Source organism: Rhizobium sp. 01L419 (assembly GCF_056400025.1).
On record NZ_JBFTSM010000011.1, the window covers coordinates 211,034 to 235,921 of the forward strand.

At 58.6% G+C, this 24,888-nt stretch carries 25 protein-coding genes and 1 pseudogene; 17 read left to right on the top strand and 9 right to left on the bottom strand.

Annotation, left to right across the window (positions count from 1 at the left end):
* The first annotated feature begins 20 nt into the window (after positions 1-20).
* The 8 genes from AC1DUP_RS22220 (at position 21) to AC1DUP_RS22255 (ending at position 8,699) form a co-directional block, all read left to right on the top strand.
* Complete coding sequence (locus tag AC1DUP_RS22220; RefSeq protein ID WP_477834454.1) at positions 21-1,511, top strand: sugar ABC transporter ATP-binding protein; 1,491 nt, start codon at positions 21-23, stop codon at positions 1,509-1,511.
* Positions 1,504-2,520, top strand: coding sequence for an ABC transporter permease (locus AC1DUP_RS22225; RefSeq protein WP_477834456.1), 1,017 nt, complete (start codon positions 1,504-1,506; stop codon positions 2,518-2,520). The genes AC1DUP_RS22220 and AC1DUP_RS22225 overlap by 8 nt, the downstream gene beginning before the upstream one ends.
* Positions 2,517-3,512, top strand: a complete 996-nt coding sequence (locus AC1DUP_RS22230) for an ABC transporter permease (protein WP_477834458.1) — start codon at positions 2,517-2,519, stop codon at positions 3,510-3,512. The genes AC1DUP_RS22225 and AC1DUP_RS22230 overlap by 4 nt, the downstream gene beginning before the upstream one ends.
* 3 nt (positions 3,513-3,515) lie before the next feature.
* Complete coding sequence (locus AC1DUP_RS22235) at positions 3,516-4,376, top strand: sugar phosphate isomerase/epimerase family protein (RefSeq protein WP_477834460.1); 861 nt, start codon at positions 3,516-3,518, stop codon at positions 4,374-4,376.
* A 38-nt stretch (positions 4,377-4,414) separates the two neighbouring features.
* Entirely contained in the window at positions 4,415-5,062 is a 648-nt protein-coding gene (locus AC1DUP_RS22240) for a nucleoside triphosphate hydrolase (RefSeq protein WP_477834461.1), read from the top strand.
* A gap of 121 nt (positions 5,063-5,183) precedes the next feature.
* A complete protein-coding gene (locus tag AC1DUP_RS22245; RefSeq protein ID WP_477834463.1) occupies positions 5,184-6,053 on the top strand; it encodes a D-psicose 3-epimerase in 870 nt (289 codons plus the stop codon).
* Positions 6,054-6,598: 545 nt separating this feature from the next.
* Complete coding sequence (locus AC1DUP_RS22250) at positions 6,599-7,492, top strand: DUF3313 domain-containing protein (protein ID WP_477834465.1); 894 nt, start codon at positions 6,599-6,601, stop codon at positions 7,490-7,492.
* Between the two features lie 745 nt (positions 7,493-8,237).
* Positions 8,238-8,699 (top strand): hypothetical protein, encoded by a 462-nt coding sequence (locus AC1DUP_RS22255; protein ID WP_477834467.1) that lies wholly within the window; start codon positions 8,238-8,240, stop codon positions 8,697-8,699.
* Positions 8,700-9,028: 329 nt separating this feature from the next.
* Here the strand turns inward: AC1DUP_RS22255 and AC1DUP_RS22260 are convergent, their stop codons facing one another.
* Positions 9,029-9,592 (bottom strand): threonine transporter RhtB, encoded by a 564-nt coding sequence (locus tag AC1DUP_RS22260; protein ID WP_477834469.1) that lies wholly within the window; start codon positions 9,590-9,592, stop codon positions 9,029-9,031.
* A gap of 260 nt (positions 9,593-9,852) precedes the next feature.
* Between AC1DUP_RS22260 and AC1DUP_RS22265 the strand changes: the two genes are divergently transcribed.
* Positions 9,853-10,065: a hypothetical protein gene (locus tag AC1DUP_RS22265; RefSeq protein ID WP_477834471.1), complete on the top strand. Its 213-nt coding sequence runs from the start codon at positions 9,853-9,855 to the stop codon at positions 10,063-10,065.
* Between the two features lie 404 nt (positions 10,066-10,469).
* Here AC1DUP_RS22265 and AC1DUP_RS22270 read toward each other — a convergent pair whose 3' ends face one another.
* From AC1DUP_RS22270 to AC1DUP_RS22285, 4 genes and pseudogenes are all read right to left on the bottom strand, one after another.
* On the bottom strand, positions 10,470-10,652 hold the full coding sequence (locus AC1DUP_RS22270) for a twin-arginine translocase TatA/TatE family subunit (protein ID WP_113298862.1): 183 nt from the start codon (positions 10,650-10,652) through the stop codon (positions 10,470-10,472).
* A 126-nt stretch (positions 10,653-10,778) separates the two neighbouring features.
* Positions 10,779-10,988: a hypothetical protein gene (locus AC1DUP_RS22275; RefSeq protein WP_477834473.1), complete on the bottom strand. Its 210-nt coding sequence runs from the start codon at positions 10,986-10,988 to the stop codon at positions 10,779-10,781.
* Positions 10,985-11,407 (bottom strand): hypothetical protein, encoded by a 423-nt coding sequence (locus AC1DUP_RS22280; protein ID WP_477834475.1) that lies wholly within the window; start codon positions 11,405-11,407, stop codon positions 10,985-10,987. Before AC1DUP_RS22280 ends, AC1DUP_RS22275 begins: the two co-directional genes overlap by 4 nt.
* A pseudogene (locus tag AC1DUP_RS22285) lies at positions 11,404-11,850 on the bottom strand (U32 family peptidase); the annotation flags it as partial. The pseudogene AC1DUP_RS22285 and the gene AC1DUP_RS22280, both read right to left, overlap by 4 nt.
* Before the next feature lie 177 nt (positions 11,851-12,027).
* Between AC1DUP_RS22285 and AC1DUP_RS22290 the strand changes: the two are divergent.
* Positions 12,028-12,222, top strand: coding sequence for a hypothetical protein (locus AC1DUP_RS22290; RefSeq protein WP_477834477.1), 195 nt, complete (start codon positions 12,028-12,030; stop codon positions 12,220-12,222).
* A 54-nt stretch (positions 12,223-12,276) separates the two neighbouring features.
* Here AC1DUP_RS22290 and AC1DUP_RS22295 read toward each other — a convergent pair whose 3' ends face one another.
* From AC1DUP_RS22295 to nirK, 3 genes are all read right to left on the bottom strand, one after another.
* Positions 12,277-12,972, bottom strand: coding sequence for a Crp/Fnr family transcriptional regulator (locus AC1DUP_RS22295; RefSeq protein WP_477834479.1), 696 nt, complete (start codon positions 12,970-12,972; stop codon positions 12,277-12,279).
* Complete coding sequence (locus AC1DUP_RS22300) at positions 12,962-13,924, bottom strand: SUMF1/EgtB/PvdO family nonheme iron enzyme (protein WP_477834481.1); 963 nt, start codon at positions 13,922-13,924, stop codon at positions 12,962-12,964. Before AC1DUP_RS22300 ends, AC1DUP_RS22295 begins: the two co-directional genes overlap by 11 nt.
* Before the next feature lie 82 nt (positions 13,925-14,006).
* Positions 14,007-15,155: a copper-containing nitrite reductase gene (nirK, locus tag AC1DUP_RS22305; protein WP_113298839.1), complete on the bottom strand. Its 1,149-nt coding sequence runs from the start codon at positions 15,153-15,155 to the stop codon at positions 14,007-14,009.
* Between the two features lie 200 nt (positions 15,156-15,355).
* On the opposite strand from nirK, the gene AC1DUP_RS22310 reads away from it, so the two are divergent.
* On the top strand, positions 15,356-16,573 hold the full coding sequence (locus tag AC1DUP_RS22310; protein ID WP_477834484.1) for an NnrS family protein: 1,218 nt from the start codon (positions 15,356-15,358) through the stop codon (positions 16,571-16,573).
* A 159-nt stretch (positions 16,574-16,732) separates the two neighbouring features.
* Here AC1DUP_RS22310 and AC1DUP_RS22315 read toward each other — a convergent pair whose 3' ends face one another.
* On the bottom strand, positions 16,733-17,491 hold the full coding sequence (locus tag AC1DUP_RS22315) for a FadR/GntR family transcriptional regulator (protein ID WP_113298837.1): 759 nt from the start codon (positions 17,489-17,491) through the stop codon (positions 16,733-16,735).
* A 229-nt stretch (positions 17,492-17,720) separates the two neighbouring features.
* On the opposite strand from AC1DUP_RS22315, the gene AC1DUP_RS22320 reads away from it, so the two are divergent.
* From AC1DUP_RS22320 to dgoD, 6 genes are all read left to right on the top strand, one after another.
* On the top strand, positions 17,721-18,701 hold the full coding sequence (locus AC1DUP_RS22320; RefSeq protein WP_113298836.1) for a substrate-binding domain-containing protein: 981 nt from the start codon (positions 17,721-17,723) through the stop codon (positions 18,699-18,701).
* Positions 18,702-18,764: 63 nt separating this feature from the next.
* Positions 18,765-20,306: a sugar ABC transporter ATP-binding protein gene (locus AC1DUP_RS22325; RefSeq protein ID WP_477834486.1), complete on the top strand. Its 1,542-nt coding sequence runs from the start codon at positions 18,765-18,767 to the stop codon at positions 20,304-20,306.
* Positions 20,307-20,318: 12 nt separating this feature from the next.
* Entirely contained in the window at positions 20,319-21,323 is a 1,005-nt protein-coding gene (locus AC1DUP_RS22330) for an ABC transporter permease (protein WP_113298834.1), read from the top strand.
* Between the two features lie 3 nt (positions 21,324-21,326).
* The gene (locus AC1DUP_RS22335; protein WP_477834489.1) at positions 21,327-22,217 is read left to right on the top strand and encodes an aldose 1-epimerase; all 891 of its coding nucleotides are present in this window, start codon (positions 21,327-21,329) and stop codon (positions 22,215-22,217) included.
* A gap of 21 nt (positions 22,218-22,238) precedes the next feature.
* Positions 22,239-23,864 carry a GMC family oxidoreductase gene (locus tag AC1DUP_RS22340; RefSeq protein ID WP_477834491.1) on the top strand — a complete coding sequence of 542 codons (1,626 nt, stop codon included), beginning with the start codon at positions 22,239-22,241 and terminating at the stop codon, positions 23,862-23,864.
* Between the two features lie 11 nt (positions 23,865-23,875).
* On the top strand, positions 23,876-24,888 hold a 1,013-nt coding region (gene dgoD, locus AC1DUP_RS22345; RefSeq protein ID WP_477834493.1), incomplete at its 3' end, for a galactonate dehydratase.

Consider the following 24,888-nt stretch of genomic DNA (forward strand, 5'->3'; position numbering starts at 1 on the left):
GCTGATCAGGGGGATATGCTATGAGCGCTGTACCGCTCCTTTCACTCAAGAATATCAAAGTTACGTTTGGCGGTGTGCGGGCTCTGAAAGGGGTCTCGTTCGAGGTCAATCCCGGCGAGGTGCATTGCCTTGCAGGTGAGAACGGCTGCGGCAAGAGCACGCTGATCAAGGTCATCACTGGCGTTTATAAGCCGCAGGATGGTGCCGAATTCCTTTTCGATGGCCAGCCAATCACGGCAATGACACCGACGCTGGCGCAATCGCTGGGTATTCAGGTCATCTGGCAGGACCTCGCGCTTTTCCCGGAGATGACCGTCGCCGAAAACATCGGGTTTCAGTACGCGGTCAACGGAAAGTACGGCCTGGTCGATAAGCGGAAGATTGTGGATGCGGCCGAAAAGGCACTGGCGCGGCTCGGTGTCAGCATCGACCTTCATAAGCCGCTCAAGGAATTGCCGATCGCGCAACGCCAGATCGTCGCCATCGCCCGCGCCTTGGTCGGCGAAGCTCGACTGGTCTTCATGGATGAGCCGACCGCATCGCTGACACAGTCCGAAACCGACTACCTGATCGACATCGTTCGACACCTCTCGGCATCCGGTGTCGCGGTCGTTTTTGTTTCGCATCGTCTTGCGGAAGTACTCGAGATTTCCGATCGAATGACCGTTCTTCGCGACGGCTCGCTCGTCGGCGTTTTCCCGGGAGAGGGAATGACCCAGTCCCGCGTGACGGAGCTTATGACGGGCCGGAATTTCGACAGTTCCGTGATTGCCGCCGACCATGACGACGCAAGCGTCATCCTCTCCGTCCGCGGGCTCACTCGCGCAAGGGAGTTCGAGGACATTACGTTTGACCTGCGTCGCGGTGAGACCCTTGGAATAACCGGCCTGTTAGGTGCTGGCCGTACTGAACTTGCGCTGACGATCTTCGGTATGCACCGCCCTCAAGCGGGTGAAATCACCATCGAGGGCAAGCGCGCTCACTTTGGCTCCAACCGAGACGCCATCCGCGCGGGCATTGCCTATCTCTCCGAAGATCGGCTGTCACTCGGCCTCAACCAGCCGCAGTCAATCGCTGACAACCTGGTCATGTCATCGCTCGATAAGCTTCTGTCGGGCGGCATGATCTCGCCGCCCAAGAAGGCGAGTGTGGTCGACCATTGGATTAAGGCGCTGGGCGTTAAGATCGGCACGCCGGATGACCCGATTCGAACACTCTCCGGCGGCAACCAACAACGGGTGGCAATCGCCAAGTGGCTGGCCATCGGTCCTAAGATTTTGATCCTCGATGCGCCAACCGTTGGCGTCGATGTCGGTGCCCGCGCTGGCATCTTCGGGATCGTGCGCAAGTTGGCGGCCCAGGGCCTGGCAATCATCCTGATCTCCGACGAACCCCCCGAGGTGTATTTCAACGCCGACCGCATCATTCACATGGTGGAAGGCAAAATCCATGCGACCTACGACCCCCGAAGCGTGTCGCTCGCCGAACTGGAGGCCGCCGTTTATGCGTAGATTGTTCCTTGGACACACAACAGAATCCACGCTTCTGGCGGTCATGATCGTGCTATGCGTCGGACTGTCCTTTGGAACTGACCGCTTTCTTACGGTTTCGAATGCATTCGACGTGCTGAACGTCTCGGCCGTCAACATCATCTTCGCCGTCGGACTTCTCGTAGTCCTGATTTCAGGCGGGATCGACATTTCCTTTGCCGTTGCCGCGTCGGTGGTCCAATACCTGACCGCGCTCGCACTGGGTGCATTGGGCGGCGGAAACTGGGCCGAAGGTTTCATCATTGCTGGAGCCGTTGGGATCGGCCTTGGTCTGATCAACGCAGCTCTGGTCTATCGGCTTCACATCATCTCAATCGTCGCGACGATCTCCACGTTCAACATCTTCTTCGGGCTCCTGATGTTCTTCACCAAGGGCGTGTCGATCTACGACCTGCCTGAGTGGCTGACCACACGGGTTGTCTTCTACGAACACGAGATGGCCGATGGCTCGTGGGTGGAGCTTACTCTGCCAGTCGTCGTCATGATCCTCTGCTGCGTGGCAACCTGGTTCATGATTTCCCGCACGACCATTGGACGTCAGCTCTACGCATTCGGCGACAATCCCGAGGGCGCACGCCGCTTCGGTATCAACATCGGGGCCATGCATTACATCTCGTTCGGCTGGCTGGGCCTCATGGCGGGGATCGCCGGACTGATGCAGGCCCACTACGCCGAAGAAGTCGTTCCCAACGCTCTCTATGGTCGTGAACTCGATGTCCTGGCCGCCACAGTTCTCGGTGGGGCACGGCTGGGTGGTGGGAAAGGGTCCGTCATCGGATGTGTCCTGGGTGTGCTGATGGTTTCGATCACTCAGAACGGCCTTAACCTCATGGGTGTCTCGCCATTCGCATTCAAGATGATCGTCGGTGCGATCATCCTCATCGCCATCACGCTGTCTTCCGCACGGATCGACAAGCTCCTGCCGTTCCTTGCCAAGGGCGGCACCAGCAGAGGGAGCACACACCAATGAAAGCCATGGCTCAAAGGTTCAATGCCACCTTCGGCGCTGATATGATGGGTCCGGCCATCGCCTTCCTGGCCGTAATGATCATCTTCGGTCTTGCAGCAAACAACTTCATCTCCGCTGCAACGTTCGGCTCCGTCGCATTCCAGCTTCCGGAACTGGGCCTCCTTACTCTGGCGATGCTGCTTCCGCTTTTGACTGGCGGCATCAATCTCTCGGTTACATTCACCGCCAATCTGTCGGGTCTTGCCGCTGCGTGGGTGATGCAATCATACGGCGGAGTAGATGCGCCTCCGTCCGCCTTTCTTCTTGGCGTCTTGGCTGCGCTTGCCACCGGTGGCGCCGCGGGACTGATGACCGGTGCTGCAATCGCCTATACGCGTGCCCATCCGATCCTTGTGACGCTGTCGATGATGATCTTCCTGCGCGGCCTGGGGGAGTTTCTCACGCGAGGCGGGGACGTTTCCGGTTTTCCGAGCTTCATCGCTCCGATCGGGCACGGACAGATATTCGGCTTGCCGATCCCGTTGATGATCTTCATCGTTTGTGTTGGTCTATGGCAGCTCTTGCTGACGCGCTTCAAGCTCGGTTTCGGCTTGCTGATGATCGGCTCCAACATCGAGGCAGCTCGCTACTCCGGCTTGAACACCCGTCGCATCCTGGTCCTTGTCTACATGCTGTCCGGACTGATGTGCGCCGTTGCCGGGGTAATCATGCTTGCCCGCTTCAATTCCGTCCGCGTCGGACACGGCGAATCTTACCTCCTTATCACGGTGCTTGCTGCATTTCTGGGCGGGATCAATCCGTTTGGCGGTTTTGGCCGCGTGCTGCCGGTCTTCGTTGCACTCATCGTGCTCCAACTCCTGTCATCGGGTCTCAACCTGATGGGCGCAAATCAACATCTCGCAACCGCGCTCTGGGGCGTTCTGATGATCGTTGTCATGGCCGCCAGAACCATCGTTTCGGCCTACAGGGCCTCACGCAGAAAGAAGGGATGAACCGTGCAGGGTTTTGGAATTCACGCAAGCATGTGGACAATGAACTGGGACCGCGCAGGCGCGGAGCGGGCCATTGCCGGTGCAACGAAGTACCAGCTCGGGTTCATTGAAATCCCATTGGTCGACGCACCCTCTGTAGACGCCGAGCACACCCGTTCGCTTTTGGCAAAGAACAGGATCAGGGCAGCATGCTCGCTCGTGCTTCCTGAGGCGGCTTGGGCCTCAAAGCGACCAGAGGCCGCCATCCGCCATCTTGAAGTAGCAATAGACAAGGCCGCCGAGATGGGCGCTGAGGCACTCACCGGAGTGACGTTTGGTGGTACCAACGAACGAACCGGCTCGCTGCCAACCGAGGCTGAGTACGACAACCTTACCCGTGCCCTCGAGGCGGCGGCGCGACGCGCTAAGTCCAAGGGCATCCAGCTCGGCGTTGAAGCGGTAAACCGCTACGAAAACCATCTCGTCAACACCGCGGAGCAGGCCGCGGCGCTGGTCGAGCGCATTGGAATGGACAACGTCTTCGTCCATCTGGACACGTTCCACATGAACATTGAGGAAAAGGGGGCCGCCAACGGCATTCTCGCCGCTCGCGATCACCTCAAGTACATGCACATGTCGGAAAGCGATCGCGGAACCCCCGGTGCAGGCAACGTACCCTGGGATTCGATCTTCGTTGCCCTTTCAGCAATCGGCTTCAAAGGCGCTCTTGTCCTGGAGAGCTTTGTCAGCATGCCGCGCGAGATGGCCGGCGACATTTCCACCTGGCGTCCGGTTGCTCGCGACGAAGAGGAAGTCATGGGAAGCGGTCTCTCGTTTCTGCGCGGCAAGGCCGCGCAATACGGAATGCAAGGCTTTGGCGCATAGGCCTTAGTGCACTAGCCCGAAATTAAGGGAGGAGTTCCTTGAGCAATATTGAAGAAAACGCGGGTGAGATCGCGAGGGTCGCCGCTGAACGGCTATCTGAAAATGGCGGCAAGAGAGTGTTGATCGCCATTGCAGGTGCACCCGGTTCGGGAAAATCAACTCTTGCCGAGCGGATCGTGCAACGGCTCAAGGCGGATCATGGTGTCAATGCGGCTTTGTTCCCCATGGATGGCTATCACTACGACGATGTCGTCTTGGAACAGATGGGCCGACGGCCGTTTAAGGGAGCCATCGACACCTTCGACGCGCACGGGTTCCGTCGGATGCTCGAGCGACTCAAGGCAAACGAAGACGACGTCGTCGCCGTCCCCGTGTTTGATCGTTCGATCGAAATCGCCCGTGCCGGTGGAAGTCTAATCCCGCAATCAACTGATATCATTGTCTGTGAAGGGAATTACCTTCTTTCCCGCCAAGCGCCGTGGGGCAGGCTCAAACCAATTTTTGACTTCACTGTCTTCGTCGATGTCAGCGAGGACAATCTACGCAAACGGCTCCAGGATCGCTGGCGGTCCTTCGGGCTCGATCCGACGGAAATCAATCGCAAGGTCGAAGAGAACGATCTGCCAAACGGTCTTGCCATCATCTCTGGCAGTGCTGAGCCCGACCGACGCATCGACAACAACTAGCTATGTCGGACCGAACGGCTTTCGGTTCGCTGCTTCGGCTCAAGGTCTCGTTGCCGCCTTCGTCGGCGCCGCGGTCCTGCCAGCCACCAACCAATACAGCTGAAACCTAAGGGAGACTCTTATGAAATACGGAATCTACTACTCCTACTGGGAGCATGAATGGAGCGCCAAGTTTGGCCCGTACGTCGAAAAGGTGGCGAAGCTCGGGTTCGACATTCTCGAAGTCGCCGCGCATCACATCAATGAATATAGCGATGCAGATCTCGCAGCGATCAAGCAGAGCGCGAAGGACAACGGTATCATTCTGACCGCGGGGATCGGTCCTTCCAGGTCCAAAAACCTGTCGTCGCCTGACAGTGCGGTACGGGCAGCTGGCAAGGCGTTTTTCGAGCAAACTCTCACCAACGTAGCCAAGCTTGATATCAAGACGATCGGCGGTGCACTCCACTCGTACTGGCCGGTTGATTACTCGCAGCCGATCGACAAAGCCGGTGATCGGGCGCGTGGTGTCGAGGGCATTCACGGCATTGCAGACTTCGCAAACAACCTGGGCATAAACCTTTGCCTCGAGGTGCTGAACCGGTTCGAAAACCACGTCCTGAACACTGCCGCCGAAGGCGTTGCCTTCGTAAAGGACGTCGGCAAATCAAACGTCAAGGTGATGCTCGATACCTTCCATATGAACATCGAGGAGGACAGTTTCGGCAATGCCATCCGCACCGCTGGCCCCTTGCTAGGTCATTTCCACACTGGAGAGAGCAATCGCCGGGTGCCGGGGAAAGGCAGAATACCCTGGCATGAGATAGGCCTCGCGCTCCGCGAGATCGACTACAGTGGCGCTGTCGTCATGGAACCATTCGTCAAGACCGGTGGTACGATTGGCTCTGACATTCGGGTCTGGCGGGACCTGACTGACGGCGCAGACGAAGCGAAGATGGATGAGGATGCGCAGAATTCCCTCGCATTTTCTCGATTTGTACTTGGCGGCTGATCGGGAACGCGTCTTTCGTTCTGAACCAATCTTCGGCTTGAAAATGTTAGCTCTCGTGCCAACCGCAGGGGAGCTGACCCGCTCAGCCAAATAACTATTCAGCTTCCGGCGCCAGGAGACGAAGGAGTGGCGGCGTCGACAATTCTGTTGACGCCCACTCGCGATGAGTGACCAAAATAAGAGCCACTCGTTGCTTGGGCTGCTCAGAAATAAAGTGGTTTGATGCCTGCCGCTTCAATCAGATAGTCGCGGCTTCCTTCCAGTTCGACCCTGAGCTTGGCAATGTCGTGACCAGGCAAAGCGCCCTGCCACTTGCGGACCTTGCCGGCGCAAAGAACCGTCGAGACGTTCGATCGCTCCCATAAGGGTTACGACAGCGCCGGGCACATGGTTCAGCGGAGCAACGTTGATTGCATTGGCGTCGAGCAGGGAACAGAAGTATCGATCCTGCATCCAAATGCAGCAAACGGTGGACCATGTAATGGTGTAGCAATTGTTTGCTCCGAGTGTCCGGTCATCGTCATGACCAGAGGCCAACGAGAAACATGCCCAGCAATTCGCATTCACGTCGTCGATTTTTCAACCAACCGCTTTTCAACCAGCAGTCCAGGGCATCGCTCCTGGCGTTTATTGCCTTACTGATAACGGCAACCGTTTCCGGGTGTGCTGCCGTGCCACTCAAGGAGGCGGGAACGCTGGCCTCCTACACGAATCTCGGTCCATCGAAGGGGACGCTCGGCAAGAAACGGCTCTACGCCGACGGGCAGCAACTGGCACGGGTAAAGACCGTCGCTATCGTTCCGACCGTCTTTTCCTTCAGCGCTGCGTCCAAAATCAAGTCCGAGGCCGACCGGTCTCTGGTTTCCAACGCTCTCGACCGGGCGCTGTGCGTGGCGCTAAGCGACAAATACCAGATGGTCCCAGCCGGCCAGCCGGCAGATCTGACCGTCCGTTCGGTCGTCGCCGACATCGTTCCGACCAACAAAGCCGTTGCCGGGGTCGCAACCGTCGTCAGCGTTGGTTCGGGCTTTGCCTTGCCTGTGAGCGTGCCGCGCCTCCCCTTCGGCCTCGGTGGCCTGGCGATCGAAGCCGAAGCGCTCGACGCCACTGGAATGCAAAATGCCGCAATGCTGTGGGCACGTGGCGCCAACTCCATTCAGGACAATCCCCGCGTTTCCGAGGTCGGGGACGCTTATGGCCTCGCAACAAAATTTGCCGGTGATTTTTCGCGGGTGCTGATCGCCGGAAAGGAACCGAAGGCACTGAACCTCTCACTTCCGTCAAGACAACGCGCTCGGTCCTGGCTCGGCGGAAAGCCGAAATATGCTGCCTGCGATGCGTTCGGCCGCGCACCCGGGCTGCTTGGGGTGGTCGCTTCGAAGTACGGCGCTCCGCCGCAATGGACGGAAAGGAAGCCAAAGCCTGCAATGACGCATTGACGGAAGGGTTAGCGTGGGTGTCGCAGTCGCTCTGCGACGGTTTGGAACAGGCATAAGAGATCGACCGGCCTCGCCGATCGAGGGACGGGCGGAGACAGTGCCAGACCCCGGGCATTGCTCTGCCCGCCTGCTGTTTGCCTGCGGGAGCGCCAGCCTTGACGATCTCACCGAACGGCGACGTGCCTCTGTTGACAAATACACGATCCACCTGGGAAGACGTCCAGGACGATTATGCGGCGACGGGTTCTTGCGTGTTCGCGCTCGGACTGCGAGACTCCTTCATAGGAGACCGCATTGGCCGCGTTCCTGGCGCTTGTCCCTTCCGAAACCACCATCCAGCGCGCTTCGATGAGGCAACTGCGAGTAGAATTGCGATGAGAGGGTGTGGTGATTGCTCTGGCTGACAGCCGGGACATCGGCGGTTTTGTGCCATCGCACAGTTCGCTCCCCATTGCTGACAGCCACGTTTGTCGCGATCGGGTCGAAGTTTCTCCGGCGATAGATTTGGGAACCGATGCCTGCCGCTACGCTGGAGCCGGGTATTTGGGGACCTGATGCAACATTCTTCCCTTTGCATAAGGACGCTGTATTCTGATGTCGCCAGACACACTTCGACCTGAGGATGAGCATGCGTGTCGATCATTTTGAAATTCGTTCGAAGATGGGGTCTGGCTTGACAGGCTCGCCCGGCGAGCTGAGACGTCAGGCCATGACATACCGGAACGCCCGGCACCTTCTGAGGTGCATGGCGTTCACAGCGGTCATCGTCGTCACCCCCTTCTTGAGCTCGCCGGCATCCGCCGCCAATGTTCTCGAACGAGCGATTGGGGCAGCCCAGCCCTGCAAGCCTTTGAAGGTCAGGCAATCGGTCCTGGGCGTGAAGATCCAATTGGGCATCGATAAGCTCGACTTCGTTAGGATCGACACGCTTGAAATCCGGGTTGACAGAGATTTGGCCGAGGCAAGCGCACTCGGCACGCTCGCCTGCCGGACATCGGACAATGCCCCTCTCCAGGGCGGTTTTTCGGCAAAGGCTCGAATTCACCTGCAGGCCAATCTTGCCACCTGTGTCATGAGCGGAAGTTCGATCGAGATCATTGAGGCCGGCGGCGAGTTTGGTGACGTTGTCACAACATTCGAACCCGAGATCTCGGCTGCCCTTCGCAAGGGAGTGGAGAATGCGTTGAAGAAGCTCTGCGCGAGCTGAAAGCGGAGAGGATACTCGAGACGAGATGATCGGTCCGAAGGCTAGCGGATTCCTTATGTGGGTCCCTGCGTCAGCGGCACGGCTGACCTGAATTTGACATGTCATATATGATGATTGTCGCAATTTTTGTGCATATCTGGGACTAAACGGGCGAGCGCTATCTCGGTTTGGTCGTTTATGAAGGCGCGTTAGGGACCCGGAGAGACCCATCGTCGAAGCGCGCCAAAGGTCACGCCAGCAGACAGTCACCGGCACTGTATAACCACGTGAACGATGGCTCATAGGTGTCTTAAGGCCGCGCTATCCGGCATGAAAATCTCACACAGGTCTCAGGTCCAAAGAGCGCTGACGGCAAGTGTCAGGGAGAAGGCGACCAGCACCGCGCAACCGCAATGCCGCGCAAGAGGTGGCATTTGCGCGTGGCGCCCGACAAGCAGACCGCCAATACCAAGCCATGTTGCCGACGTCACCGTTGCGCAACAGACGAATGCCACCATCGCTGCGGGCACTCCCGCCTGGACGGCAGGCACAAGGGTGAGGCCGATGATGATGGCCTTGGGATTGAGCAGCGTCGTGACGAAGAGCTGACCGATGCCGAGCGCGTTCTGGCGGCCCGCCGGTGCCGGAACCGATAGCTTGAGCGCAAGATAGAGAACCCATATCGCCGAAGCGAGCTTGGCGATGCAGGCGATGCCTGGATGGCCATTAAGGAGCGGGGCGGCGATGCCCGACACCGGAACGATGATTGCGAGATAGGCGAGCACCACCGAGGCGATGAGCGACAGAGACCGCCAGACAGTCAGCGCTGTCGACGCCAAGGCCAGAACCGCATTGGTGGGGCCTGGAAGGATCAGCAGCGTGAAGACGGCGATAACGAATGTCGGCAGGTTCATCAAATCCGGTCCTTGATTGTCTGCCACCCTTCTCATGATTTCTGACGGACGGTTTTGATCTGTATCAGTTCGAGTACCGCTCCGGCCAGATTGAGATTTATCAAGGACGAGCAAGCCGAGGGGCGATAGCAACGGCATGCGATATTCGTCCGTCATGCGAAGACATCATCACCCCTGTTGTGCTGCCTCATTGAAGACGAGCGAAGCTCTCGCATCACCATAGGGATGTAATCCATGTTCGAAAAGCGGCCTCTCCCACCATGCTCCTGAGAGATCTCGATCCAGTCACCGCCAGGCGCGTTCTCCACATCTATGACGATATTGCGGAGGCGTCGTGGTTCAATCGCAACCGCGCCACCGAATGGGAACTGCTCAAGCTGGTGCTTCGTCATCTCGCGGACGATCAGGACGAGGAACATCTCCAGAACCTATGCACCCGCGAAGCATTCGAGCGTTTCTGCCGAAGCGCATAAGCTAGGCAATGGATCAATTCGGCGGGGAACGGGTGTAATTGTACTGTCGATACCGTGCCACGTCCACAGCGGTTCTGACTGTGAATAACCGCGGCGCCAACGTCTTACGTCGGTTGCTGTGACGATCAGGGTCCCGGCCTGCCTCGGATCGCATTTGCCATAGGTGAGCGCGATTTCGCAAAAGCTATGCAGAAACTGGAAAAGCCGCGCCTCACTCGCGCGCGGGGGCGAGGCGACGCTTAGTAGCGATCGCCGGGTGACGATCAGTGACCTGATTTGCTCGGCGGTTCGAAGACCGACGCGACCGCATTTTTCCGCGTCGTCGAACCGGGCCGAGATGATCGAATATTCCATCTTGGGCTTCCCCGGACGTTCAACCATGACCGAACACGCATTGATCCGGATCAAGATCGATCTGCATCGCCGTCCCTGTCCTTCTCGCTAACCTGCCCGTCATCGATGCCCTTCTTGAAGGCCCGGATCCCATGTGCGACGTCGCCCATGAGCTGGGGGATCTTGCCGCGTCCAAACAGGATGAGGACGATGGCGAGGACGATCAGCCAATGCCAGGTGCTAAAGCTTCCCATTTCAATCACTCCTAGTCATGTGACGAGCTTAAACCTTCCGCCTCGGCCGTACTTGATCTGGCGCAAATGCAATGATGTTCGTGAACTGGCGGTCAATTGCTGGCGGCGGTAGCCGAGGACGCGGACTCACGGATACGGACGTGCGCCCGCCTTATTGTCGCCGCGCCCGCGCCGACCGTCCAATCGCTCGCCGGCATTCGGTCCCGGCGTGAGGATCGACCGTGTCTGCAGGAGAAGCAATTCGAGTGCTGCGCGCGCCTCGCTTCCGGTCGAGCCGCCACAACTTATGAACTCGAGCACGTCGACATGTCGGTCCCGGCGGCCGTCTGCGGTCATGACCGACGTTCCCCGGCCTGGTTGGCGATAAAAGTTTGCCGACCGTCAACAACGTCGCGCCGGTTGGCGGCGAAGGCTCTGAGAAGCAGAGAGCCCATTCTTGCCTGTTTTGCCACATCGTCGAAAATCAGAGCCGCCTCCTCGACCTCGCCGATCTCAGAGGCGGGTCCGAACTGATAGAGTTCCTTCAGAAGCTCGAGGAGTGTTCCGACCTTCGTCCGCTGACGCAGTGCCGACATGAACAGCTCCTGCGCAACGGCGGCTCTTTGTCTTGGGGCCAGGCGTGCGAGCAATTCCGCGATAATGAGGGTACAACTGCAGTCGCAATCCGGGTCCTTTGCAAAGGCCTTTATCTGACGCAGAGCAGAGAAGATCTTTCTGTCGCCAGCAGCATCACTTTCCGCCAGGCTCGTGGTCATTGTGTCGCTTCCTTTGCGTTTCTCAGGCGCGCGACCCATTCCGCGCCGGTCTTGCCGTGGTGAAACCCGTTCGATAGCGGAATGTCCGGATAAAGATCGCGCAACCTCGCCAACGCCTGCCCAGACTCGATTTCTCCGTTCAACATCCCGCGAAAAGTCCGGGACACTTCGACCATGTCGCAGGTCTGCGGCGATAGTCGAAGCGAACTGACGCCCCATCCTGTCCATTCGTCGAGGGGCTCAAGAAGCGCCTGACATGTATGCGAAAGCGTCTGGACGCCATTCAGGGCAAGAAAGGGCTGACCTGAAATGGTTTTGACTGTAATGCCATCAGGATCCTCCTGGCAGACGAACTGGCAGTTGTCCTTGGTTCGCCCTTTCGAACGGGCATGAGCACAGCGTGCGGAGATGGCGAGCGGCATGCGGCCGAAGGCGAAGACCTCCAGGTCGTTGGCCAGCAAACCTTGGGTTCGCTGGAACAGAGGCTGGGGCTTCATCTCCAATCGATGGCGGCGAAAGCTGTTGGTCCAAGGGAAAATAACGAACTGCGATCTCTTGTGGACCAGTCGAACCACAGGGCAAAATCGTTGGGCGAAGCGCCTTTCGAAAGCGCGCCGAATATGTCGAGATCGTCGCAGGCCGCGCTGGAAAGCGCCCTTCCGCTCTTCGAACTACTCGTCGACAGCTATCTGAGCATCGGGGATATTGCCGGCAATGATCAGGACGGCGAGCGTGCGCGGACTTTTGCCGCACAGGTTATCCATTGCCTCCGAGCGCTGCGAAGCCTGCCTGTGGCCCCAGTGGGGAGCAACTGAATATTCGGCCCGCATTGGGGTCCTCATCCGGGAAGCCGCCCGACAATCTGCGAGCTAATCGCCTTTGCCTTCCGCCAGTCTCAGAAGACGCTGCGGATCGGTGACCGTCAACTTCTGCCTGCCGCCCTCGACAATGCCCTTGCCTTCCCAGGTACTGAGGATTCGCGACACCGTGTGCAATGTCGTACCCGTCATCTCGGCGATATCCTGCCGCGATATCGGGAAATCGATTTTAATCGCGGTTCCGACCGCCTTGCCGGCTTGTTTGGACAGACGCAACACGGCATGGGCAACCCGCTTTTCCACTTCTTCGGTCGACATCTCTCGGATGCGCGTATGCGCTTCCTCAAGCCGCTGGCCGATCGTCTGCATGGCAGTCATTGCCAGGCGGGGATTTTGCTCGACGAACCGCGACCACATGTCGGTCGGCCATCCGAGAATGAGACTTTCCGCTGCGGCCGTGGCTGTTCCCGGATAGTCCTGTCGGCGCAGCGCCATGGCGAAGCCGAACAGGTCGCCCGGATGAACCATCCTGACGATGATCTGCTGGCCGTCATGGGTGACCTGCGTGACCTTGAGCCTGCCGTGCAGCAGCAGAAAGAACGATTTCGCGGCAGCTCCCTGCTCGAAAACCGCATCGCCCTGGGCGATGCGGCGCGGTGTGGCGTGCTCGAGCATGACGTCGAGGTCGGCATCCGTCATGCGCTCGAAAAGCGGCAGTGACTTCAAAACTGTACGGTCAACCTTCATTGTCGTCCTGCTGAACCTCTTTGAAAATGGCGCCGCCGATCATATCGGCTGCGACGCGGCGCGTGAAGTCTTCGATGCTCTCGATGAAGCCCAGCCGCCGGACGAGCCTGAAACCAAGATTGTCGGGCGGGCTGCCGACCGAGCATCCGCCGCCTTTGGGGTTTCTGACGAAAGTGCTCATCGGAGCGCGGTGCCTGCCGGCGGCGATCATGATACCGCAGTTCGCCGGGTCTGGCTCGTCGACGACGGCTTCCTTCTCGAGGTCGACACGCTTGTTGCAGGTCGAGGTCCATTCCCAGATGTTTCCACCGAAATCGGCAAGCCCGGTCTGGCTGACGCCAAACCATCCCTTCGGCTGCGGCGCCGGGTCGCTCGAGGCTGTGCGTCGCGCCTCGCGTTCATAGTCTGCAAGCCAGCGCAACGCAGGGTTTTTGCTGTTCGCATCGGTGCCGAGTGCGTCGTCGGGGAAACGATCGGCGGCAGCGTAGGCGAGTTCGAAGTCGGTCGGAAGCCGCCATTGCTCGCCCGACTTCTGCGACAGCCAGTTCGCGTAGCGCAACGCGTCCTCATAGCTGACGCCGGTGACCGGCGTGTCGTCGCCGGAGGTTGTGCTTCGCCCTTCCGGTTCGGGGCAGGCGCCATCGGCCACGCAACGGTCATATTCGAAAAGGCTGGTCTGATATCTCATGATCGTCAGGGGCATCCGGACGTAGGCCTCGCGCTTCGGCGCATCGACCGCCAGGCCCTTGCGGAAATACTCAGTCGCGTCGCGATACTGGAATTCATGGGGTGCAATGGTTATGACCTCGGGAGCGGCAAATGCGGCATCGCGCCGCCCGATGTTTATCAACCCGGCCTCAACCGCAAGCGTTGCCGAAAGGACCGCAAGAAGCACAAGCGGAAGTACGATCGAAATGCCGGAAATTCCTGCAGTCTCGGCATGCGGTGTCATGTCCTTTTCGCAACATGCGCCCCCTTTTTAAAGAAAACATACTGTGCAGGCCGCCCTCACGGCCTGCACAGTCCCATCAAGGTCAGCTGGCCGACGGCGACTTCACCGAAGTCATCAGATCGTCGTTCCAGTCCCCGGTGACCTTGAAGTGGGCAGCCGCACCGAGTTCGAATGCCTCGATGAGGTTGTGGTTGACATAGGCGTAGATGCCGGGCTGCGCGAAAGTGTAGAGCGCCGCACCCGCTGTGCCGCCCGGGATGAACCAGGTCTCCTGGTCTATGTCGGGCACGTTCGCAAACTTGCCGGTCGCCCAGACATATTCGCCATGCCCACCGATGAGATGCGGTCGCGTGTCGCGATTGGCCTGCGAGTGCACGATGAGCACGGTCTCGCCGACCTTGGCGGTCATCGCATTGTCGCCCGTCAGCGCGCCGACGGCGCCGTTGAAGACGATGTGGGTCGGGGTTAGCGTCTTCATCACCGCAAGCGTATCCTCGTAGGCCTCGCCGGGGCTGTCGTATTTCTTGAACTTGCCGGCCTCGTCGCGCGGGATGTAGAAATCCTGCTCGCCGACATAGTAGATCTTGTCGTAGACGAGGGGTTTTCCATGGCCGTCGGTGAGACCCTCGCGCGGGAGAACCATGATTGCGCCGTTCATCCCCGACGTGACATGCCAGGGCACCATGCCGGGAGGTGCGCAGTGGTAGACGAAGACCCCTGCCTTTGTCGCCTTGAAGCGCAGGACGGTGCTTTCGCCGGGGTTGACGACCGTCAGCGCACCGCCGCCAAGCCCGCCCGTTGCGGCGTGAAAGTCGATATTGTGCTGCATCGTGTTCGTTTCGGGATTGACCAGCGTCAGCTCCACATAATCGTCCTGGTGGACGACCATCAGCGGGCCGGGCACCGAACCGTCGAACGTCATCGCGTTCACCTCGGTCCCATCCTTATCGAGCACCATCTTCTTTTCCTGGATGGTCAGCGTGAATTCCTTGATCTTCGGGCCAGCCTCGGCTTTCTGGCTGTGTGGATGGACGAAGGGTGGCTTGACCAGTTCGACCTTTTCTCGCTGAAGCTTGGTGAAGTCGACTGTCGGCGCCTTCCTGGGCGCGTTCGCTGCCACCACCTCGTCGGCATGGGCAGCGCTATTCGCGATGATGATCGGCGTTAGCGCTCCTGCGACGGCAGCGCCCGTAAGCATCGTGCGACGGGTCATTTGCAGAGTGTTCGTCATTTCTAATCTCCCGTAGTCGAAGAGCGAGCGAACGCCGCCCGGTCGAGAAGGAAGGTAGTAGAAACCCCATTGGACTCTTTGATTTGGAGCAAACTGACTATTTGTGTCAGCGCAAAGTTCTGCCGCCGCTGTTTGCGTAATCTCAACGACTGCCCCGACAATCCTCGGCATTGCTGTGTCGTCAATTTGGAGACACGGAAATGAAAAACACTTCGGATGCCGCGCGAGATTTTCCGCGCGGCATGTCGCGAACCGGACCGGTCCTCTTCTCCTATGGCTTCCGGCCCTTCTTCCTGGCATCGGCGCTCTGGGCTATTGCAAGCCTCGACCTGTGGGTGGCCTATCTCAACTTCGGCATCCCTGTCGCATCGGATTACGGACCATTGTATTGGCATGCGCATGAGATGCTGTTCGGCTTCGCACCGGCGGTGCTGGCCGGCTTCTTGCTGACGGCGATCCCGAACTGGACCGGCCGCCTGCCGATCGCCGGAAGGCCGCTGGCAGTCCTGTTTGCAATCTGGTGCGCCGGCCGTATCGCGATGCTGGCCAGCGGCTCGGTCGGGATCATCGCTGCGACCGCCATCGACAGCCTGTTTCTGCCTGTCATGCTCGTTATCTGCGCGCGTGAGGTCGTAGCCGGCAAGAAATGGAAGGATTTAAAAGTTATCGCGGGACTTTTTGTCCTTTCGCTCGCAAACTTGGTCTTTCATATCCAGGTCATCGAGGGCGTAGGCCCGGAACTCGCGATCCGTCTCGGGATCGGTGCCTATGTGCTGCTCGTGACGATTGTCGGGGGTCGGATCCTGCCCAGCTTCACCCGCAACTGGATCAATCAGTTCGGCCGTACGGACTTTCCGGTGCCGTATAACACCTTCGATGCAGCAACCATCATCATCGGTGCGGTCGCGCTTGTCCTGTGGACGTGCGTGCCGGAATCCACGGCTGTTTGCGGGGTGGCGGGCGTCGCGGCGATCCTGAACACGATCAGGCTGGTCCGCTGGCGGGGCTGGGCCACCTGGCCGGAGCCCATTCTGTTCGTCCTGCATGCCACCTTCTTATTCGTGCCGATCGGTTTTGCCGCCATCGCTCTTCAAGCATCCAGATGGCTGCCCGAAGTGGGCGTGCTGCATATCTTCGCGATCGGCACGATTTCAATGATGATGCTGGCGGTGATGACGCGGGCAACGCGCGGCCATACCGGACGGAAACTGAAATCGAGCCGGACGACCAATATTTCCTACGTCCTGCTTGGCTGCGTTGCACTTGTCCGGCCGCTTGCCGAACTCGTTCCCGCGCTGACGACGGAAATCCTTGCTGTAGCCGCGATCGGCTGGACGGCATCTTTCGGATTGTTCGTGGTAGAGCATGGCCCACTCCTGTGGTCGGGACGCAAGCCACTGACCGTGAAGGGAGGCTGACAGTGTCGCACTGGAAAGGCCGCACGATCGGCCTTTGTCATTCAGCCCTGCTCACGTCCCGGCGTCATGCCTGAAAGCCGCATTTCCGGCGATGATCTGGGACGGAAACGGTGGTGCTTATGGCTGATGCATGGATGCGCCGGATATGCCTCGACGCGTTCACTTGCACTTGTCGAGCCTCAGTGCATCCGTAATCTCGGCTCTGGCCACGCCAATAAGCGTTTCCATAGCAGCGCGGGCAACCTGTGGCTCTCTCATCCTGATAGCATCCAGGACTGCATGATGCTTCTCGAGAGCCTGTTCGTGAGACTGGCTCGCGCGGTTTGTAAGGCGGAAACTTGCGAGTAGGGCGGCTCTGATTGCACTGGCAAACTGCCTGTAGACCCAGTTGCCGCTGGCATTGATGATGGCCGTATGGAAGTCCAGGTCTGCTCGGCTCCATTCTTCGTTATCGCGGGAATTGGCATCCACCATGTCCTCATACGCTTGGGCGATGCGAGAAAGCTGCCTGGCGGTGGCATTCGTGGCCGCCTGTGCGGCAGCTGCAGGCTCCAGGAGCTGTCGTGCGTCGATCAGGGAAGTATAGAATGTCTCGTCGCCACCTATGGACAACATCACATCGAGCACGAGAGGATCGAGATAATTCCAGTTCTCGCGTGGGAGGATGATCGTTCCCGCTCTCGTGCGGGAGCGGGTCATCCCCAACGCTACCAGATATTGCATCGCCTCACGCAAGCTGGTGCGGCTGACATTGAACCTGTCCGTCAAGTCCGCCTCGTTCGGAAGTGTCGAACCCTCGGCTAGTTCCCCTGAGACAATTTGCTCGACGAGTTGCGTCAACAGCGCTTCGCGGACGGAACGCTTTCCGCGGCCCGCGATCTCCTCTCCGCTTTCCGTCAACGTCCTCTCGGTTCGCATCACTTCTCCGCATTCCTGGCTTCGCGCCATTCTTCGACAATGGCTGTCGGTTCATTTCGCCCACCCTTACCCAATTCAACTAGCACGAAACTCGCCAGAAAAACCACACTTATAAAAAAATAAATCGTATTTATATTGACATTAATCGGATGAATAATATTGTTTGCTGGTGACGGTGGAGCCGCAAGGCGGATTATCCATCGATTTCGCATTCAAAAGGGAGGGAGCGATCAAGCTCGTCACGAACGCCGCCATTTTGGCGCTCAGCACATTCAGCGCCGCGTTGATCACGCCGGCCTACGCCCAGGACAAGGATTTGAAAGTCGGCGCGATCTATATGGATGCGCAGGGTTTCTACGCCGGTGTCCGGAAAGGCATTCAAACGGGGGCGAATGACGCTGGCCGCAAGCTCGACATCATCGAGACGAATGCTCAAGGTGACGTGAGCAAGGAGTCTTCTTTCATCGACTCGCTGATTTCCTCTGGCGTACAGGCAATCATCGTCTCTCCGGTTTCCGCTGACGGTTCCAATCGTGCAATCCGTCGCGCCCATGAAGCTGGCATTCCTGTCGTCTGCTACAATACCTGCCTGAACGACGCCGACATGAAGGAATATATTTCGGCTTACGCGGTCGGCGACCCCTACGATTTTGGGCATAAGCTGGGCGATGCGGCTGCCGACTATTTCATTGCAGAGAAGAAGGACGCGCCGAAGATCGCTGTTCTAAATTGCGAATTTGTCGAAGTTTGCGTTACTCGCCGTAAGGGCTTCGAAGAAGCATTGAAGGCGAAGGTTCCGGGCGCCCAGATCGTCGCCAACCAGGAAGGTGCGATCCTTGACAAGGCCGTCTCTGTCGCGAGCACGATGCTATCGTCCAATCCCGACATAGACGCTTTCTTCGGCGAAGCCGGTGGCGCAACGCTTGGTGCCGCTCGCGCGGTCAAAAGCCAGGGCAAGACCGGCAAAGTTGTCGTTTTCGGCGGCGATATGACGACCGAGATCGCGCAGGAAATTGCAGATTTCACGGTTATCAAGGCGGTCGTCGACATTTCAGGCCAGGGTCTCGGCAAGCTCGCGCTTGCGCAGGCCATCAAGTCGATCGATGGCCAGCCGCCGGAAGGCATCAAGGTTGCGTACGACATTGATCTCTACAAGTCTTCCGAAGACGGGAAAGCTTGGTTGAAGGCGCACGCCGACGGTATCCCGTGATGTCTTTGGCCTGATGGGACCAACAATCGAGGCCGCCAGGCGACTGGCGGCATCTCCTCAGCGATGGAAAGCTTCATGACACAGATATCGCGCTCCGTTCAGGCAACGGCTCGGCATCCGCTCGCATCGATTCAAGGATGCACTCGCCAGTATCCCGGCGTATTGGCGCTGGACAACGCAACTTTTGAAGTTGCTGCGGGCGAAGTAAGGGCGCTTCTGGGTAAGAATGGTGCTGGCAAGTCGACGCTCATCAGGCTTCTGACCGGCGCCGAAATTCCAGATCGCGGAACCGTTGCGGTCGATGGGGAGGAACTCCGTCATACAGGTTCTAGCCGGGCGCAGGACGCTTTCGACAAGGGAGTGCGGGTGGTCTACCAGGAACTCAGCCTGGTGCCGGGAATGACGCTTGCGGAAAACCTGTTCTTGGGGAGGTGGCCGCGAAAGGCGGGCATCATACAATACTCCGACATGGAGGCCGAAGCCTCGGAGGCGATGAGCCGACTGGGTCTTGACCGGGCCCCCAACGCGCTTGTGGCTGCCCTGAGCCCGGCAGAGCGCCAATTGCTTGAGATAGCTCGTGTCCTTCTCGGCAAGCCGAAGCTCGTCATCCTTGACGAGCCGACGAGCTCACTGGCGGCAGCGGAAGCAGAAAAGGTAATCGCGGCGGTTAAGCGGATTGCATCTGAAGGGATCGCCGTCATCTATGTCAGCCACCGCATGAATGAAATTCGCCAGATCGCCCATTCCGCGACCATTATGCGAGATGGCCGCATTATCGATACCGTGGACGTGAAGGGCGCTGATACACGCGAGATCGTCCGGCTCATGCTTGGCTCAGAAGCGTCTCAAGCAGCGGCGCTCGAAAACAGAAGCCAGGAGAAGACAGTTCTCGAGGTAAGAGAGCTGACGCTCGCTCCCAAGCTCACCGCCGTTTCTTTCGCCCTGAGAGCAGGCGAGGTCCTCGGGATAGCCGGGCTGCTCGGATCTGGACGCACCGAACTGCTCCAGGCAATCATGGGTGTCCGCCGCCCGGACAAGGGCAGCGTACTCGTTGACGGCAAGGCGGTTCAACCGGGCCAATACAAGCGAATGATTTCGAGTGGCTTTGGATACACGCCCGAAAGCCGGAAGGAGGAGGGGATCGTCCCGCTTCTCGGCGTCGACGAAAATACGTTGGCGACGAATTTTGCCAGCGTCAGCAAGCGCGGGATCCTGTCCTCCAAACTGATGACCGACGCGACGCGCAAAGTCATAGAGCGATTGCATATCAAGACGGCACGCACCGATACACCGATTGGCACGCTGTCGGGTGGCAACCAGCAAAAGGTGGTCATCGGCCGGTGGGTCTACGCCAACAGCCGTGTTCTGCTGCTTGATGAGCCGACGCGAGGCGTTGATGTCGAGGCGAAAGCACAGATCTATGCAATCATCCGTCAGCTCGCCGCCGAAGGGCGCAGCATTGTCTTCGTCTCAAGCGAGATCGAGGAGCTGCCCCTGGTTTGCGACCGGGTTCTCGTTCTGCGGGATGGGGCTCTGCACGAAGAATTCAAATCACCAAACATCGATCAGGACGCCTTGATGGCCGCCTGCATCGCAGGACATTGAGGGAGACATAAGATGTCGCTCGATCAGGCTGCAAAGCCCACTTCCGCCCGCTCAAAGAACTCGGGTTTCACTTTCTCGCAGCATATGAACGAACTGAGCTTGTTCGTGGCAATCGCTGTGCTTTATGTCGTCTTTACGTCAACGGCGAACGGCTTCCTATCGTTCAACAATCAGATCAACATTCTTCGCGATGCCGCAACAATCGGCATTGCCGCATGGGCTGCCACGCTCATCATCATTGCTGGTGAGATCGACGTCAGCGTCGGACCAATGGTGGCATTCATCTCCGTAATCCTGGCATTTTTCTTGCAGTGGGGTGTTCCCACTCCGATCGCATTCGCACTTGCAATCGTCGTCGGCGCGTTACTGGGTTCTATCGCGGGTGCCCTGCGGGCCTATTTCGATGTCCCATCCTTCGTCGGCACTCTTGGCCTTTGGAGTGCCCTGCGCGGCACGGCTCTCTTTGTCACGGACGCGCTTCCTGTTTCTATCGGGCGGAATGATACCCTGGACGCATTGGATCGCTCCTTTCTTGGAATACCTCCGGCTGCGATCATAATGCTGCTGCTATTTGCGGTCTTCACATTCGTTAGCCGAAAGACCGCCTTCGGTCGGTCTGTCTTTGCGATTGGCGGCAATGCTCATGCAGCGTTCCTGAGCGGCATCAGCGTATCGAAAATCCGTGTCGCGCTTTTTGCAATTGCGGGAGCCATGGCCGCAATATCCGGGATCTTGCTTGTTTCACGGCTTGGATCCGGAAACGCCACGGCTGCGACGGGTCTGGAATTTGACGTTATTGCCGCAGTTGTGGTTGGGGGCACCTCGCTTTCGGGTGGGCGAGGTTCGATGCTCGGCACGCTACTCGGCGTCCTTGTTATTACCCTCATCGGTAATGGCCTTGTTCTGCTTGGGATCAACCCCTTTTTCCAGCAGGTGGTACGCGGCCTTATTATCGTTATTGCGGTGCTTGCCAACATTCAGGCAATCAAGCGCAGCATGTCGCGCAACAAGGGTTGATGCATGTCGGTAATTAACCTCGCAGCCGGTTCCCTCTCGCTTCGGATTTCGACAAAGGGCGGACTCGTGCTTGGCTTTTGGCGAGACGTCGGCATCGGCAAGGTTCCTTTATTGCGCCCGAGCCAGTCGGATAACGCTGATGCGTTGGGTTCCTCTTGTTATCCGCTCGTTCCCTTTGGAAACAGAGTGAAGGACAACCGTTTCCAATTCGACGGTGTTGACCACCAGTTCACACCAAATACCAGATGGGACAGGCACTATCTTCACGGAGAGGGTTGGCAGTCAGAGTGGACCCTCGGACGGAGGACGCCTCAATCCGCGGAAATGACCTTCACCCACAGGGGCGGAGCAACTCCCTACGAATACCGGGCTCACCAACAGTTTACATTAAATGAAGAGGAGCTGACGGTGACCCTCGCCGTCGAAAATCGTGGCGCGCGCGCGATGCCGTTCGGCCTCGGTTGGCATCCCTACTTTCCGATGACGGCCAGGACCGCCCTGCAGGCACCGGCGCGCAAATATTGGACCGAAGCAGAAGGCTGGCTGCCGGGTGAACGAACTGAAATTCCCTCCGACCTCGATTTCACCTCGCCAGCGCCATTGCCCAATCGATGGGTCAATAACGGTTTCGAAGACTGGAGCGGCGAGGCCCTGATAACATGGCCGGAGTGGCACACGGCGCTGCACCTGACGGCGGATGCTATCTTCAAGCACGCCTTTATCTTCGTGTCGGACGCAGTCTTCGATCCGAACTTCAAGCGGGACTATTTCTGTTTTGAGCCGATGAGCCATTTGGCCAACGGACACAATTTATCTGATCTCGGTGACCTGAAGGTCTTGCAGCCGGGCGAGAGTTTTTCGGGAAGTATGCGCCTGCGTCCGTCAAACATCTGATTTACAAACCGGAGTTCATGAATGTCGGTCAGAGACCGTTACGACTACATTATCGTTGGCGGAGGCAGCTCCGCTTGCGTCGTCGCGTCAAAGCTGGTGCGTGACGGCAAAGCCAAAGTTCTGATACTCGAGCGAGGTCCTGCGAAGGCAAACCCCATCATGCACTTTCCAGCGGGGTACATGAAGTTCCTCGCCAAGGACACGTATCTTTCGATGCATCAGACGAAGCCACAGCCCCAACTGAACGGACGCGGCCCGATCGTACCACAGGGGAAGGTGCTGGGAGGCGGCAGCACAGTCAACGCAATGGTTTACATGCGAGGCCAGGCCGCCGATTTCGATTTTTGGAACGAGCTCGTGACACCGGAGGGGTCTAACGACGGCGCCTGGTCTTATGACGATTTGCTGCCCTATTTCAAAGCGCAGGAAGATAATGACCACCTTGCTGGTGAGTTTCACGGAGTAGGCGGACCATTAAAGATCTCGCATCTCGGCCATACCAGTCCGATGACGCGAACATACGTGAAGACACTGCAGGGCATGGGCATCCCCTACAATCCAGACTTCAATGGCGAACGCCAGTTTGGGGTCGGCTTTATGCAGCACACGATTGATTGGAAGACGCGCAAGCGCTCCAGCGCTGTTGACGCCTTTCTCACACCAATCATGAACAACCCGCTGCTGACGATCGAAACTGAAGCAACGGTTACATTGCTTGAGATGAATGGCGACCAAGTGACCGGTGTTCACTATGTGCAAAATGGGACCAGTAAGAGAGCAGAGGCTGGCAAGGAGGTTATCCTCGCTGCAGGCGCGTACCAGACGCCGAAGCTTCTTATGCTGTCGGGCATCGGTCCTGAGAATGAGCTGACGCGGCACGGCCTCAAAACTACCGTCGCCTTGCCCGGTGTCGGAAAGAACCTGCAGGACCACTACGAATGCCCGGTGGTCGCGACCACGAAGGGTTCATTTGGTTACTATGGCCAGGATCGGGGCTGGCCGATGATCAAGGCGGGGTTGCAGTATCTGATGTTCAAGTCGGGGCCGGTGTCGACCACTGGGGTCGAAACGTGCGCGTTCTATGACCCCGACGGCAATAACGAACGTCCCACCATTCAGATGTTTTGTGTCCCGACCGTCTATCTTGATCGGGACGTCATGGGGACGGAACCTGGTGACGGGGTGACAATCAACTCGCTTCTGCTCCGACCGAAGGCACGTGGTTCGGTAACATTGGCTTCGGCGGATCCATTGGAGAACTCAATCGTCGACACCCAGATTTTTGGCCATCCGGACGATTTGCGTCTGACTATGGCAGGTTTCCGTTTCGCGCGAACGGTCCTCGATGCATCGCCAATGAGAGATCTGATCGAGAAGGAGATCTTTCCTGGACCCGACGTGACCAGCGACGAGGCGGTGGCTGCTCACTGCAAACGCACTGTCAAGACGGGTTACCATCCCGTAGGGACCTGTAAAATGGGTCGCGACAGCGACCCGGAGGCGGTCTTGGATCTGAACTTGCGGGTGAGGGGGACACGTGGCCTCCGAGTAGTCGACGCGTCGATGATGCCTGCGATCGTCAGCGGCAACACCAACGCTGCTGTCATGGCTGCAGCGGGAAAAGCCGCAGACCTTATACTCGCATGAACAGGCCCATGATGAAGATCACCAAACTGACCACCTATATCGTCCCGCCGCGCTGGCTGTTTCTGAAAATCGAAACCGACGAGGGCATCGTCGGCTGGGGCGAACCGGTTATCGAAGGCCGCGCGCTGACCGTCGAAGCCGCCGTCCACGAACTTGCCGATTACCTTGTCGGCAAGGATCCCTTCCTGATCGAAGACCACTGGACAGTCATGTATCGCGGCGGCTTCTATCGCGGCGGCGCCATCCACATGTCGGCGATATCCGGCATCGACCAGGCGCTCTGGGACATCAAGGGCAAGGCGCTCGGCCAGCCGATCCACTCGCTGCTCGGCGGCCAGGTGCGCGACCGCATCAAGGTCTACTCCTGGATCGGCGGCGACCGCCCCTCCGACGTCGCCCGCAACGCCAAGGACGTTGTGGCCCGCGGCTTCAAGGCCATCAAGCTCAACGGCTGCGAGGAAATGCAGATCGTCGATACCAACGAGAAGATCGACAAGGCGGTCGAGACCATCGCCACCATCCGCGAGGCGATCGGCCCGCATGTCGGCATCGGCGTCGATTTCCACGGCCGGGTGCACAAGCCGATGGCCAAGGTTCTTGCCAAGGAGCTCGAGCCCTACAAGCTGATGTTCATCGAGGAACCTGTTCTCTCCGAGCACCGCGAAACCCTGAAGGAAATCGCCAACCATTGCTCGACGCCGATCGCGCTCGGCGAACGCCTCTATTCGCGCTGGGACTTCAAGTCGGTCCTGTCGGACGGCTATGTCGACATCATCCAGCCGGATCTGTCGCATGCCGGCGGCATCACCGAATGCCGCAAGATCGCGGCCATGGCCGAAGCCTATGACGTGGCGGTCGCGCCGCATTGCCCGCTTGGTCCGATCGCGCTTGCCGCCTGCCTGCAGGTCGACGCCATCTCCTACAATGCCTTCATTCAGGAACAGAGCCTCGGCATCCACTACAACAAGGGCAACGACATCCTCGACTACATCTCCAACAAGGAGGTCTTCCAGTATGCCGACGG

Coding starts and splice junctions, on each gene's coding strand:
- AC1DUP_RS22325 (WP_477834486.1), top strand. CDS start 18,765: ATGGAAAGCTTCATGACACAGATATCGCGCTCCGTTCAGGCAACGGCT.
- AC1DUP_RS22330 (WP_113298834.1), top strand. CDS start 20,319: ATGTCGCTCGATCAGGCTGCAAAGCCCACTTCCGCCCGCTCAAAGAAC.
- AC1DUP_RS22340 (WP_477834491.1), top strand. CDS start 22,239: ATGTCGGTCAGAGACCGTTACGACTACATTATCGTTGGCGGAGGCAGC.
- AC1DUP_RS22265 (WP_477834471.1), top strand. CDS start 9,853: ATGCTCCTGAGAGATCTCGATCCAGTCACCGCCAGGCGCGTTCTCCAC.
- AC1DUP_RS22230 (WP_477834458.1), top strand. CDS start 2,517: ATGAAAGCCATGGCTCAAAGGTTCAATGCCACCTTCGGCGCTGATATG.
- AC1DUP_RS22275 (WP_477834473.1), bottom strand. CDS start 10,988: ATGACCGCAGACGGCCGCCGGGACCGACATGTCGACGTGCTCGAGTTC.
- AC1DUP_RS22245 (WP_477834463.1), top strand. CDS start 5,184: ATGAAATACGGAATCTACTACTCCTACTGGGAGCATGAATGGAGCGCC.
- nirK (WP_113298839.1), bottom strand. CDS start 15,155: ATGACGAACACTCTGCAAATGACCCGTCGCACGATGCTTACGGGCGCT.
- AC1DUP_RS22310 (WP_477834484.1), top strand. CDS start 15,356: ATGAAAAACACTTCGGATGCCGCGCGAGATTTTCCGCGCGGCATGTCG.
- AC1DUP_RS22315 (WP_113298837.1), bottom strand. CDS start 17,491: ATGCGAACCGAGAGGACGTTGACGGAAAGCGGAGAGGAGATCGCGGGC.
- AC1DUP_RS22260 (WP_477834469.1), bottom strand. CDS start 9,592: ATGAACCTGCCGACATTCGTTATCGCCGTCTTCACGCTGCTGATCCTT.
- AC1DUP_RS22295 (WP_477834479.1), bottom strand. CDS start 12,972: ATGAAGGTTGACCGTACAGTTTTGAAGTCACTGCCGCTTTTCGAGCGC.
- AC1DUP_RS22220 (WP_477834454.1), top strand. CDS start 21: ATGAGCGCTGTACCGCTCCTTTCACTCAAGAATATCAAAGTTACGTTT.
- AC1DUP_RS22255 (WP_477834467.1), top strand. CDS start 8,238: ATGGCGTTCACAGCGGTCATCGTCGTCACCCCCTTCTTGAGCTCGCCG.
- AC1DUP_RS22280 (WP_477834475.1), bottom strand. CDS start 11,407: ATGACCACGAGCCTGGCGGAAAGTGATGCTGCTGGCGACAGAAAGATC.
- AC1DUP_RS22270 (WP_113298862.1), bottom strand. CDS start 10,652: ATGGGAAGCTTTAGCACCTGGCATTGGCTGATCGTCCTCGCCATCGTC.
- AC1DUP_RS22290 (WP_477834477.1), top strand. CDS start 12,028: ATGTCGAGATCGTCGCAGGCCGCGCTGGAAAGCGCCCTTCCGCTCTTC.
- AC1DUP_RS22335 (WP_477834489.1), top strand. CDS start 21,327: ATGTCGGTAATTAACCTCGCAGCCGGTTCCCTCTCGCTTCGGATTTCG.
- AC1DUP_RS22300 (WP_477834481.1), bottom strand. CDS start 13,924: ATGACACCGCATGCCGAGACTGCAGGAATTTCCGGCATTTCGATCGTA.
- AC1DUP_RS22250 (WP_477834465.1), top strand. CDS start 6,599: ATGCCCAGCAATTCGCATTCACGTCGTCGATTTTTCAACCAACCGCTT.
- AC1DUP_RS22225 (WP_477834456.1), top strand. CDS start 1,504: ATGCGTAGATTGTTCCTTGGACACACAACAGAATCCACGCTTCTGGCG.